The sequence below is a fragment of the Anaeromassilibacillus sp. Marseille-P3371 genome, assembly GCF_900169665.1.
In the GTDB taxonomy this organism is placed as follows: Bacteria; Bacillota; Clostridia; order Oscillospirales; family Acutalibacteraceae; genus Anaeromassilibacillus.
This window is the reverse complement of record NZ_LT835157.1, coordinates 1,079,055-1,091,814: the sequence shown is the minus strand read 5'-3', so window position 1 is coordinate 1,091,814 and position 12,760 is coordinate 1,079,055. Positions and strand designations below refer to the sequence as shown.

The window sequence follows — 12,760 nt, the reverse complement described above, 5'->3', positions numbered from 1 at the left end:
GGCTTGGTTTATTATTTGCTTTTCCTGGTTTCATTCACTTTACGGTGACTACTTCTTTGGAAAGATCGGATCTATCGAAAGCTACACATAATATGCACTTATCTGGACAACCGATCCCTTATTTTCACTGGAATAACTGCGCCTCTTCTGCATAGAGCAAAGGTTGCCATTTCCACTCGGTCGGCGGTCACCGTACAATGTATCTGTGCATTCTGGCCCGGCAAGGTCGTATAGACGCCCGTACTCTGACCCAGTGGACGCACAGTGTCTTTCGCTCCTACGGCGTTTTCTACGAATGCGCGCTTCCGTCATCTGCTACCTAACTGAATGACTTATGCTATTCGCAAGTTATCCAGTACTCAGCCGACAGCCACCGTACAATGCATCTACGCATTCTGCACTGGCAAGGTTGTATAGACCTCCCATGATCTGACCCGGCGGACGCACAGTGTCTTTCGCTCCTACGGCGTTTTCTATGAAAGCGCGCTTCCGTCATCTGCTACCTAACTGAATGGGTTTATACCATTTGTAAGTTATCCAGTGCTCAACCAACGGCCACCGTACAATGCAGCTGTGCATTCTGACTAGGTAATGCGGTATAGACTTCCGTGCTCTGACCCGGCGGACGCACAGCGTCTTCCGCGCCTACGGCGTTTTCTATGAAAGCGCGTTTCCGTCGACTGCTACCTAACCGAATGGGTTTATACCATTCGCAAGTTATCCAGTACTCAACCAACGGTCACTATACAATGCAGCTGCGCATTCCGCACCGGCAAGGTCGTATAGACCTCCCGTACCCTCGCCCGGTGGACGCATAGCGTCTTCTGCGCCTACGGCGTTTTCTATGAAAGCGCGTTTCCGTCGACTGCTACCTAACCGAATGGGTTTATACCATTCGCAAGTTATCCAGTACTCAACCAACGGTCACTGTACAATGCAGCTGTGCATTCTGGCCCGGCAAAGTGGTATATACGCCTGTACTGGTTCCTGGGGTACCGATTGCCCAAACCCTGAAGTAATAGTCGTTCCCAACCTTTGCCACAAATTGCGTTTTGAGTACATCACCATTGCCAACGGTAAAGCTTGGAACAGCCGTCATACTGCCGTTTACAGTCATCTTAAAGCAATAGGCACTGCCTCGTTTTAAAGTAAACGGAAGTGTTGTGTCGGAAACAACAAACACCTGTGTCTGGCAATTCTCTGTCGGTAGCACTGGAACCGTTGTTGCGGGAGCCGTTCCTACTCCATAGGAATTCCCCGCTGAAGAACTGCTGCTGGAACCTCCGGAATGGGAACCATTCTGCTTTTTCGTTTCCAATTGCTCGACTCTATCCTCTACCTCGTCATACGCTTTGACAATTTGGTCGCGAGTCGCTTGCGGGTCCTTCACTACCTCCCGTGCGCTTTGCAATGCGCCATTTAACGCTCGCACCGATGCAGCCGTATAATTGCTCAAATCCATGTTCTCTACCTGTGCAATGAGATCTTCCAAAGCGTCCTTATCTGGAATTCTGCGTAGATTCTCTATCGCCTTGGTAAGCGCAGCAGCTGCTGCGTCGGCCTTCTCCTGCGTGACAGCCCCTGCGCCTTTCTCCAGAATGGTTTCTGCCTTTGTAAGCGCTTCTTGGAATTCTTTTTGCCCCTCTGAGCGATAATCCTCAAGACAGAGCGACTTAGCATAGTCGACCACAGCCTGTAAAGAACTCAAGTCGGCTTTAAAGATCAGTCGATTGAGAGCTTCTTCCAAAGTGTAGTATGCACTTTCGACGTCTCCCTTCAAAGCATCTCCACCTAAATCATAGACATCCTGGGCGGTCTGATAAGCTTTTTCAAACCCTTCATAGCTGCTCTCTGTAAAGAGTTCCGGATCGATCTTTGATGCAATCTCCAGCAGTTTTCCAAGGGAAGTCAAATCTCCCTTTTCAAAGTCAAGGTAATGAATTGCCTCGATCAACAGCTTCCAAGCCTCATTGACTTCTGCCTGTGTAGCTGTATCTTTATCAAACACCTCTTGGGCATTTTCTCTCGCTTCCAAGAAGTTCTGCTTTACTGTATCCGCCAGATCTTCCAATTCTTCTTCTGTTACAGTGTTTGCTACATCCAAGGCGGCCTCTAAAATTGCCTTGTTGACCACCACAAAATGGAAGTAAAGCTTCGTATCCTGATTCTGCATGGTTACCGAATAGGTAAACCCATCCGCCTCAAATGGAATCGTCTCTCCGTTGCAGGTAACCGCGTTGAAGGACTGTCCCACGGGCGTAAAATGCAGTTTTAAATCCTCGCCCGCCATAACTTCTGCACTGAAAATACCGTCACGCTCCAAAATGACTTCGTTCACATTGCCCTCTACTTCCAGCTCTGCATTGGCATTCCACTGTACAAAGAACAAATGCGGAGACAACTCTTGTTCTTCTACGACGACCGTTGCTTCTGCCTGTAAGTTTTCCGGATTTTCCACTCCATCAGGTAGCGTTAAAATGCCGGAAATCGTATAGGTACCGACCTCTGGCAAATAGCCGTCCTTCTCCCAAACGACCCCTGCCTTTTCTGTCGATCCATCGCTCAATACCACCGTTACCGTTTCCGGCAGATCGAGATCTTCGAACAGAGTGCCCGATACAACGGTCTGTTTCTCCGGATTTTTCACAGAAACCACTGTGAGTTTGGGTTGTACCGCTGTAATGGTAAATTTGTCCAAATTTGCTGTGGACTCTTCATCATTGAAGAACTTCAACCGGTCTATCCCCTGTTTCAGCTCGACGCGAATGGTCTTTTCCACGAAATTGGGATAGGTATTTTCACAGGAGATCCGCCCCTGAACCGTTTGGTCAAGATTCTCATAATAAAGTATATTCTGTGCTCCTGCCATGCAGGATACGGCGATGTCATAGGTTCCATCCTGTGGCACTTCCACCCAGAGATTCAGCCAAGCGTTTCCATGGTCTCCGCAATTGCCCAGCCAACCGACTGCCTTGCCGCCGCTTGCATAGGCATTGTCCTCAATAAGTCCACCTTCGCCGCCCAGTTCCAGGAGTTCAGCCTCCACTTCAACCGGTGTGGTACTGCTGTTCAAAACAACTGGCCGATTCTCCCCATAATGATCCATTTCCTGGAAGGAAACAGAAATCGTATGATTCCCAGTTACCTCTTCAAAGGTATAAGTGGATTTTTTGTCCGCTGGCTCCCCATCCACCAAAATTTCTGCGATTTCATAGCCACGGTCTGGCGTGATCGTAAAGGTCTGTGAAGAGCCTTCTTTCACTGCGATTTCTCCTGAAGGCTCAATTGAACCATTCTCTCCTGCCTCTGCTGTAATGATGTACGTATTTGCTACCAAATCTTTGGCGGTAAAAGTAAAGAAGTCAAGATTGGGGCCTGCATTGGAATCCGCTGTAATTACCAATTCCCCTACACCGGGTTCTGTGACGATTAAATCAAAGGTGACGTTCTTATACGGCGCACTGCTGTCCCCAAAGACATGCACCGAACCGCTCTGAATCCCATCTCCACTCCAATTGATCACATTGGCAGTTTCTTCGCTGAGACGGCCGCTCTGATAACGACAGTCGACACGATATGTGCCAGCATTGGGTGCTACATAGGGCAACTTGATGACATTGCCTGGTTCCATCCAGCCTACCTTCTGTCCATGACTCGCATTGGCATCCTCTTCGATTCGGACATATTTGTCCCCAGAAATTGGTACCAGAGTAAAAAACTCTGCCTCCGCCAATTTATCCCCTTCATTTTCTTTTGGAAGGATAAAGGGGTCCGCCTCTGTAAAGGCAGTTCGGTCTTCCAGCCCTTTTTGAGCCTGTTCCAAATTCTCCAGAGCAGTATTCACTTGTTCTGCTGTCGCATCCGAATTATCATAAACCGCCTGTGCTTCCTCTCTGGCCTGCACAAAGGACATCCATGTTGCAGAGGTATACCAGCCCTCGTTCTCCGCATTTGCCTTCTCCAGTGCAGCCTTCAAAGCATTTTTATCCACCAAGTCATTGTCCTTTATAATGACATCTGCGCGCGTATTAAAACCTAAAATAGCGCCTCCAGCCGGGTTAACAATCTCCGCAAAGAAACGGAGGTCACCGGTGACCTCATTGTTTTCAATGGCTTCTACGGTCACCTCTGCCGTGTCCTGTCCATCCGCAAATGTCACTGTTTCATTCACGTCGTTATAGTGTCTTCCGTGAACGGCGGTATCCGGCGCAGTCTGAAAATCGACAGAAACTTCTCCGGATGTGCCACCAACACGCTTGATGATAATATTCTGCGTGCCACCTTCAAGAACCGTATAACTGGCCGGATCAATCTCAAACATCCCTGCGCCGTTGTTGTCCAATATAAAGGCAGCATCCAGTCCCGTTGCCTTTGTCTTGCAAACCATACGCACCGTATGTTCTCCATACGGCAAATCATCAGTCACATAGAGAATCTGTTTGAGCTGGCGATTTGGCTGATATGCGTCAGGGGTTGCAACCAAATTTCCGTCCACATATACGTCCATCGTACCATGGTTGGGATCTTTTGTTCCAACAATCCATGCCTTTGTGCCAGTAAAGGTGAAACTCGCCTCAGCACCAGGGTTCGCCCACATGCCGGTATCGTTAACACCATCAATGGTTTCCAGGTTCCAACCATCGCTTCGATCGAATTCACGATCGTCAATCATAGATAAGCCTTCCGGCATAATGGATTCTTGTTCAAATGCACCTTCGGCTTTAAAAGCGCCGATATTTTCAATCAACGGCACAGCCTGGGAACCGGTAATATTGACGCGAATCTGGTCTGCACGAACGGGTGCACCGCGTACCAAACGTTTTGCACCAATGGTGTGCCCAGAACCAAATTCTTTCCAACCGGAAGAAGTATGAACGTCTACGGTAAAGTCGGAAATTCGCTGTCCCAGTTCAATGTACTCTTCAATGGAAACAATATCAAACAACTTGGTTCCACCTAAATCAATCGTGATACTTCCCGTCGTCTGGCCATCGTCCATGGTCCAATAGCTGTCTGAATCGTCATCCAAAACATTGGCCGCAGCATAAGTTGGACTATTGCCACGCACAGCGGTCGCCTCTGCTGTTACCCCCTCCTGTTTTGTCAGATCAGTCCGGAAGGTATCCCGAATCGTCTCTCCCAATTCCGATACACGGTCGACAAAGTCCTCTGGTAAAACACCGGTTGTATCCGGCGGAACATTCAGCAGCAACGGCTGACCACGTCCCACAGATTTGAAATAGATGTCTGTCAGCTCTTCCATGCTTTTCGGCTGTTTTCCCGCCTTCCAAAACCATCCGGACGTTAAGGAAACGTCGCACTCGCCGATGCTCCAAATATCTCCATTTGGATCGCCACTATTTAGATAATTTGCTTCGTCCCCTCCATATGTATCGTAGTAATCCCTCTGGCGTTGTTGATCTAGCTTTGACCAGCAGGGATCCCCCGCCTTACCGGATTCATTTCCAATCCAACGGATGGTCGAGCCATATGGGCTGAAAACCACTGCGCCGGGTTGAAGTTCCTCAATCAAATCAAACCACTCTTGGAATTTATAATGCTGGGCAGCAGCGCCGCTCCCCTTTGCACCGTCCATCCAGACCTCAACAAATTTACCATCGTTGCCGTACTTTGGATTGCCCAGTACTTCCCGAAGCTGATTCATATAGTATTCATTGTAATCGCCATTTGAATCGGTCTCTTCATCCGTACCCGTACCATAACCATAGCTGGGATTATTGGCGTCCCAAGGAGAAAGATAGAATCCCATATCCATGTCATACTTTGTGCAGGATTTGGAGAGCTCTTCCAAAACGTCTCCAGACTGTCCCCGGGCTGCCTGTGTAGCTTGAAAGTCGGTACTGCTGGCAACGTCCTGGGTGGTGTACTCGCTATCCCACAGGCAGAACCCATCGTGGTGCCGCCCAATCATGATGATGCGCTTAAAGCCAGCATCCTTCAATGTCTTTACCCACTGGTCCGTATCCAAACCTGTTGGGTGGAACACATTCGGGTCTTCTTTTCCAGTTCCCCATTCTACGCCATAAAAGGTGTTAACACCAAAATGGATGAACGCTGATAATTCTTCTTCATGGTACTGCAACTGTGTCTCTGTCGGAAGAGGTCCCCAAGCTTCAGGAGGAGATACATCATCTTCTGCCGCCGCACCATGGATCGTCAATGGTTGCAAAGCCATCATAGCCGCTACCAGAAGCGACAACCACTTTTTTGTCTTTTTCATTCTTTCTAAATCCTTCCTTTCTTGTTAAGTTTCCGATTGCGCATATATCGCAATAGTTGCTTATTTAAATTATATCGTTTCTCACAATATTCATCAAATGATAAACTATTTTTTTATGTATCTTATTGTGTATATTTGTTGTACTTCTACGGACTTTTTCAAATAATTTATCCAATCGAATATACTTTATTATTTCATTGATGAGAAAGAAACGGTTATTGGGCATATATTATTCCCATGCTCCAAAATTATTCATAAAGTCATCCAGAAGATCACGAAAATTCTCATAGGAGACGAAGTTGCGATTTAGACGGGCTACAAAATGCTCCACTATCTGGCGATCTGTAGATAGATCCGCGATCTCTTCTGTACGATATATACGCCCTTCCTTATAAAATACTGCTTTTACTCCATAAACCGGCACTCCACTGTACATTTCCTCCCTGCAAGAAGAGGATGTCACCTCAAAAACACTGTGCCGTACCAAACGAAGGATTTCTAAAAATAGGGAGCTAACATAGCTTTCATCCAATTCTGTATTCACAATATCGTTTAGCACCTGTAATAGGAGCCTCGCTGCTGAACGATTGGGCTCCGGAAGGGCGGACAAAGGGATATTGGGCACACAATCGTTTATCTTTTCTGAATTGGGATCAATAAACAACGCAGGTAAATCGATTTTCAATGCATCCGCATAGCGCAACAGTGTGGTTAAGTTTGGATTTGACTGTGCACGCTCTATTTTCCCAACAGAGGATGGTTGGATGCCGGTCAACTCCGCCAAATCTTCCTGGGTGAGGCAGTGCCGCTTTCTGTGACGGCGAATATTTTCTCCTATGATGGTTCGGTAGTCTTCCATATAATCTCCTCTTTCCTGAACTTACCGTAATCATACTATAAAAAAATTTATTTCACAAAGTCATAAAACACCTATTTATGTCGAATGATACAGGTTTTTGTTTTTGTACATAAAAGGAAGTACCACCTAAGATAGGCAAAGGATGGCCGAACCAGTATTTTTTGATAAAATGAGACTTTTCCCAATTCGATTCCTCTAATAGAATCGATTTTTCATTCTCAAATGTCCTAAAAATATGTGAATTATTTTTACATAATCTACAATATGAATTTTTATTCGTAGAATGATCGTGCATATTCGAATATCCTTCTTTTCAAGGAGGAATATTTATGTCATTCAAAATGCACTTTGGGCACGACATCTATCACAATCGCACAGACAAACGCAAGCTGACACAGCAGCAGGTTGCAGATGCCGTATTCATCTCTCTACGAGAATATCAAAAGATCGAAAAGGGAGAGATCTCACCTGGTTCCGAAATTTTTCTTCGCCTGGTCTTTTTCTTCAATATTGATATTCAGGCCTATAGAAAAGACCTATCGGAATATCCGCCTAGTATCTTATAGCAAAACGTCCGTAGAATCTCTTTGATAGAGACTCTACGGACGTTTCATTTGAATCCTATATTATCATATGATTTTTCAAGTAATTCCTTACAAACCCTAATGGCTAAAAGCGGCTGGAACAGATTCTTAGGGGCTCTTTAAGGCTCTGGACAAACCATTGGAAACGGAGTCTATAGGATTTACGGACACAGCCCCCATTCTCCCCTTGCCTACCGCCTGTTCTATTGCAATTAACAGTAAAACGTTCTCGGATATATTTCGACAAAACTCAAAAAACGACCATTCCATAGCGTTGATCTATTTTGTAAAATTGTTGATCAATTTGTTGATCGAAGATAAAAAAAGAAACCCCAAAACCCACCATTCATGCGGGTTTCAGGGTTTCAAATTTGGTGCGCGAGACGAGACTTGAACTCGTACGTCATAGACACACGCCCCTCAAACGTGCCTGTCTGCCAGTTCCAGCACTCGCGCATTCAGCGAGAGTTATTATAGCATTGTTTCCTATAAAATGTCAAGACAAAATATCAAATTTTTTGCATTCTTTTTTGTTTTTCATTGTACTTTTCATTCGTTCTATAACTTTTGTACTTGTCTGCTGAATTCTTCATAATCCATCAAGCTATTCAACACTTTTAGAAGTGCATTTGGCGCCAAATGTTCTGGCAATTTCAGCTTCCTGAGCAAAACTTTTCGCTTTTGGGCACTGTTCTCTCCGCCAGAAAGACCCGCTTCAAAAAGATCCGCTTTGGTGATCTTCCTGCCTTTCTTTGACTCCGCTGTCTGGTCACAAGTTGCCCCTGCACGCCGGAGAGCCTCCAATATCGTTTGGGCGGGTACCCCTTCAACGCCAAGCTTTCCCTCTCTTGAGGGCTTCTCTTTGCGCTTTTCTTTCCCAAAAATATCCGGTACATAAGCGTGCTTGATCTGTTCTGCTGGGATTGCTCCCGCCAGATAGTTGCGAATTACAAACCCTGCCCCGTCGCTGTCGGTCAACACCAAAATCCCACGTGTCTCTGCCAGACGCCGTATCATCGCCATCTGTTCCGGATCTTTGAATATTTGAAATCCATTTGTTTCGATGATTAATCCATCAATCAGAGAGGACAGCTTGATTTTATCATATTTTCCTTCTACAATCACAGCTTCCTGAATCTTTAAGCGCACGTACTTTCCCTCACTCTGCAAATTTTTCCTTTTCTGCAATCAATAGCAACTGGGCAATCAACTTTTCCATCACTGTCCGGCGGTCTCCCCTTGCACTCTTTAAGGAGAGATCGGCTGCCAAAAGGACTTCCAAACTCTCGCGCAACATTTCCATTGAAAAGCGGCCTCCATCGCGTTCTGCATTGCGCAAACGAAATTCTTTCCCTTTATAATCAAAATATTTTGCCGGTTCTAAACTGTTCTTACCGCTCTGAACTGCAGCACGTACTCGGTATAAATCCAAATATGAGGTAGACAAAACTGCTAAAATAGAAACGGGCTCTTCATTCTGATAAAAGAGCAAATCCAAAATGGAATAGGCCTTGTCATATTGCCGGGCTAAGATGGCACGGGACAACAAAAAAACGGTCGTCTCAAAGTTCTTCGTGACCAAGAGATCAATCTCCCGCCGGGTGATTTCTTTCCCTTCTCCCACATAGGCACAGAGCTTCTCCAATTCTTGAAAGAGTACCTGCAAATCGTTTCCTGCATATTCAATGATCTTCCCTGCGTCGGCACGGGATAGTTCACAGTGACGCTTTGCAGCCGCCGCACAAAGCATCTTTTCAGCGTCCGCCTGGGTCTTGCGCTTAAAAAGGACCGTCGTCCCTAATTTCTGAACCGCAGCCAAAAACTTCTTCCACTTGGCGGACTTTTTATAATCAATTTCAACCGATGGAAGATACAACACCAATACGGTACTCTCCGGAACATTTTCCAACAACTCATAGAGCTTGGCTGTCTCAGAAGCGTTACGTGCTTCTACGTCCAAATCGGATACCGCCACACACTTTCGCTCTGCAAGAAGCGGCAACGCTTCTACAGCGTCCGCTATCTCGTCAATGGAGGTACTTCCACCATCCATTTTTTGAAGGTTGAAATCCTGAAATGATGATCCACAAGCCTTATCGATCAGTCGATTTGCATAAAGCTTGAGCAAATATTTTTCTTCTCCGTGCAACAGATATAGATTTCCAAATGTCCCACGTTCTATTTGCTTTTTTAATTCTGTCTCTGTAATTTCCGGCATTATGCATCCCTCCTGATTCGGCATGTTTGTTCATCCGTTAACTCTACCACGACTGTTCCTCTGCCAGCCGTAACCGCAACATTTCGTCTCCCACGGGCTGCTTCTTGAACCTCTCCCTCGTCCATGGATAAAATCGTATACTCGCCGGCAACCCCCTCTACAGCTTGGGTTAGGACTACAAAGTCCGGAGAACGCCAAGTCTTGGGGAGTACTTCCACCTGCATATCTGCGGAACAAAATAACATCGTAGCACCATTGGCCTCCAAAAGCGCTGCTCCCGGAACCAGTTCAACCGTGAATGCTTCTCCGAGAGTCAGCCGCGCCCAATTTTGATAAGAATATACCTCTCCGATGCAATCCACCCTTGTCTGCAAAAAGTCGTCCATATAACCGGATGGTACGATTAATTTTTCCGTTGAAAAGGTTTCTAAAACATCGGAAGCGTTGTGTGCTTCCTCTCCAAAATGAGAGAATAACAACATCGCGTCCAACGACCGTATCCCTTGCCCCTGAAGTTCCTCTTTTATGGCCTGAGCCGAATATCCTTCACACCCGATCACAACTGCATTCCCATTCCGCGTAATGGCCACTGAAAGGCCGGACCCTACATCGGTTATTGCAATCCGCGTGAGATTCCTCCGGGAAATCTGATAGGAAAATACTCCGGCCAAGAGAAGAATACAAGATAACCATCCTACAATCCGTAAAGAATTTTTAGAATGTCCCATGAATAGCCAAAATGCCAACAGAAAAAGTACTGCCGCCACCCACAACAATACAAACCCCATAGAAAGCGGTATATTGGCATACGGAATCTGCGCAAGCAACGAAACCACTGTACACAGATATTTAGCCAACCACCCCGCTGGAAGCGCCAAAGGCAAGGCTGCCAGGGTACCGGGCAACAAAAGCTGTAAAATCGCCGCGCCTAAACCAAACTGTAGTAGCAAAGTCGTTGGCCACAGCGCTAAAAGATTTGCAAACAGTCCAACAACGGAAACCGTCCGGAAGGTCAACATCATTGCTGGAAAAGTAAACAACGTCGCGCTGATGCTGGTTGCCAATACTACATGGATGGCGTGAAAGAGACGCCGTCCATACTTCCAACTGGAAACACATGCGTCCAAGCGCCGGCAGATCGGCCCTGAGCAGAGGATCAGGCCTAATGTTGCGGAAAAGGAAAGCAATAATCCGACATCTGCCCCGGCAAAAGGACTGACCAGACACAAAATCCAAACGGCCAATCCCAGCGAATTCAAGGAATCCGATCTGCGGGATAGGAATCCACCTGCCAAATACAGTAGGCACATGATCCCACTGCGCGAAGCAGAAGGGGCAAAATCCACCACTGCCATAAAGAGCAATACCCCCAACGATGCAAGAACAGCTCTTCCTCTTCGCGGTACATGCAGGGCAAGAAAAATAGCCGTCAACAGGTTCGCCACCGTGGTCATATGTAAGCCGGAAACTGCCATCACATGAGAAAGACCGACCGTTCGAAAGTCTGCGGTAAGTTCCGGTGAAATACCGGATTTGTCTCCCAAAAGAACTCCTTTCAACAAACCGGCTTCCTCTTCCGGCAATAAAAAATCCACCGCTTCACCCAGAGAAATACGCAGGTCCTGTATGTGGTGCCAACAGGATTTTGATGCCGGAGGAATAACCTGATATGGTTCGTATCCGTAAAGATAGGCGCACACGGAAATTCCCTGAGAGGCATAATAGTTTCTACTCGAAAAACCGTCCCCACCGCGCGGCAGATAGAAATGGGCCTTCCCTTTCAGGCAAGTTCCCGCTTCTCCAACTAGATTTTCCGGTACCAAAAGCCGAACTCGAAAATCTACAGGTTCCTCATCCAGACTTTCTAATCGGATGGTACAATACCGATTGTCGTAAGAGCGGTAAGGCGCCTCTTCTAGCGTTCCTACAAAGCTTGCCTCCCGATCATTCAGTTCTTCTCCTGGAAGGGTGACCGCTGGAGCCAACGCTGCAAAACCACCAAATGCCAGCGAAGCTGCACAAAGCGCCACCGGGAAAATCCCCATCCGCAAGCGTGGAATCATGAGTGACACGCCCATTAAAAATAACAGCACACAGGCGACAGGCAGAGCCCAAGGTAGCCCCAGAAAAACAGCGGCCACCTGCGCCAGCAGATACGTGAATCCAACCAGCGCAAATGGCCGCCGCATGTCCATTCCTCCTCTGAGAGGTCTCTACCCGCCTACAGGAGAAACGGGTGCTTTTCTTGCCTTACAATTATTTCGCAAACAGTGGCAAAGCTTCCAAAAAGATGATGTCCTTGCGGTCAGCTGCGTCGCCTTCTGCCAACACACACGCACGGCCGACAATGTTACCACCGAACTGCTTTACTAGGTCTTCCATCGCTGCGAGAGATTCTCCCGTACTAATCACATCGTCGACGATCAGCACACGCTTGCCGTTCAAGCCCTTATAGTCATCCTCCGCCAAATACAGCTTTTGGACATGATCGGTTGTGATGGATTTTACTTCCACATGGATGGGGTTGCGCATATATGCTTTTACGCTTTTGCGTGCAACGATATAGCGACGGCATCCCTGACGCGCCATCTCATAACAAAGCGGAATTCCCTTGGTTTCCGCTGTAACCACTACATCATGCTCCGGGCATTTGGCCAAAAGCGCTTCAGCCGTCTTTTCCGTAATCTCCACATCTCCGAGCATCACAAAGCCTGCAATGTCCAAGTGTTCATCGATTGGACAAATCGGAAGGTCCCGTTCACAGCCTGCAATCGTCATATGGTAATACTTATTTTCACTCAAAATAATCAGCCTTTCTTCTACACGCTACAGCGTGTGATCCGTTCCAACTTTCAAAA

7 protein-coding genes and 1 tRNA gene are annotated in these 12,760 nt (G+C 46.9%); 1 reads left to right on the top strand and 7 read right to left on the bottom strand.

Annotated elements, in window-relative coordinates:
* Positions 1–913: 913 nt before the first annotated feature.
* Both B9Y59_RS03590 and B9Y59_RS03585 read right to left on the bottom strand, forming a co-directional pair.
* Positions 914–6,241, bottom strand: coding sequence for an alpha-L-fucosidase (locus B9Y59_RS03590; RefSeq protein ID WP_085531832.1), 5,328 nt, complete (start codon positions 6,239–6,241; stop codon positions 914–916).
* A gap of 229 nt (positions 6,242–6,470) precedes the next feature.
* Positions 6,471–7,100: a DUF6514 family protein gene (locus B9Y59_RS03585; RefSeq protein WP_054324788.1), complete on the bottom strand. Its 630-nt coding sequence runs from the start codon at positions 7,098–7,100 to the stop codon at positions 6,471–6,473.
* A gap of 329 nt (positions 7,101–7,429) precedes the next feature.
* Here B9Y59_RS03585 and B9Y59_RS03580 point away from each other — a divergent pair, with 329 nt between their 5' ends.
* On the top strand, positions 7,430–7,666 hold the full coding sequence (locus tag B9Y59_RS03580; protein WP_054324787.1) for a helix-turn-helix domain-containing protein: 237 nt from the start codon (positions 7,430–7,432) through the stop codon (positions 7,664–7,666).
* Positions 7,667–8,056: 390 nt separating this feature from the next.
* Here the strand turns inward: B9Y59_RS03580 and B9Y59_RS03575 are convergent.
* The 5 genes from B9Y59_RS03575 to B9Y59_RS03555 form a co-directional block, all read right to left on the bottom strand.
* A tRNA-Leu gene (locus tag B9Y59_RS03575) sits at positions 8,057–8,140 on the bottom strand.
* A 102-nt stretch (positions 8,141–8,242) separates the two neighbouring features.
* The gene (locus tag B9Y59_RS03570) at positions 8,243–8,833 is read right to left on the bottom strand and encodes a ribonuclease M5 (protein WP_085534492.1); all 591 of its coding nucleotides are present in this window, start codon (positions 8,831–8,833) and stop codon (positions 8,243–8,245) included.
* A gap of 10 nt (positions 8,834–8,843) precedes the next feature.
* Positions 8,844–9,902, bottom strand: a complete 1,059-nt coding sequence (gene holA, locus B9Y59_RS03565; protein WP_085531830.1) for a DNA polymerase III subunit delta — start codon at positions 9,900–9,902, stop codon at positions 8,844–8,846.
* The gene (locus tag B9Y59_RS03560; RefSeq protein ID WP_158088941.1) at positions 9,902–12,091 is read right to left on the bottom strand and encodes a ComEC/Rec2 family competence protein; all 2,190 of its coding nucleotides are present in this window, start codon (positions 12,089–12,091) and stop codon (positions 9,902–9,904) included. Before B9Y59_RS03560 ends, holA begins: the two co-directional genes overlap by 1 nt.
* Positions 12,092–12,158: 67 nt before the next feature.
* Complete coding sequence (locus tag B9Y59_RS03555; RefSeq protein ID WP_054324797.1) at positions 12,159–12,680, bottom strand: phosphoribosyltransferase family protein; 522 nt, start codon at positions 12,678–12,680, stop codon at positions 12,159–12,161.
* Positions 12,681–12,760 lie beyond the last annotated feature (80 nt).

Bases quoted from the DNA above. Each gene is read 5' to 3' on its own strand.
- B9Y59_RS03585 (WP_054324788.1), bottom strand. From the start codon at position 7,100: ATGGAAGACTACCGAACCATCATAGGAGAAAATATTCGCCGTCACAGA.
- B9Y59_RS03580 (WP_054324787.1), top strand. From the start codon at position 7,430: ATGTCATTCAAAATGCACTTTGGGCACGACATCTATCACAATCGCACA.
- B9Y59_RS03555 (WP_054324797.1), bottom strand. From the start codon at position 12,680: ATGACGATTGCAGGCTGTGAACGGGACCTTCCGATTTGTCCAATCGAT.
- B9Y59_RS03560 (WP_158088941.1), bottom strand. From the start codon at position 12,091: ATGCGGCGGCCATTTGCGCTGGTTGGATTCACGTATCTGCTGGCGCAG.
- B9Y59_RS03590 (WP_085531832.1), bottom strand. From the start codon at position 6,241: ATGAAAAAGACAAAAAAGTGGTTGTCGCTTCTGGTAGCGGCTATGATG.
- holA (WP_085531830.1), bottom strand. From the start codon at position 9,902: ATGCCGGAAATTACAGAGACAGAATTAAAAAAGCAAATAGAACGTGGG.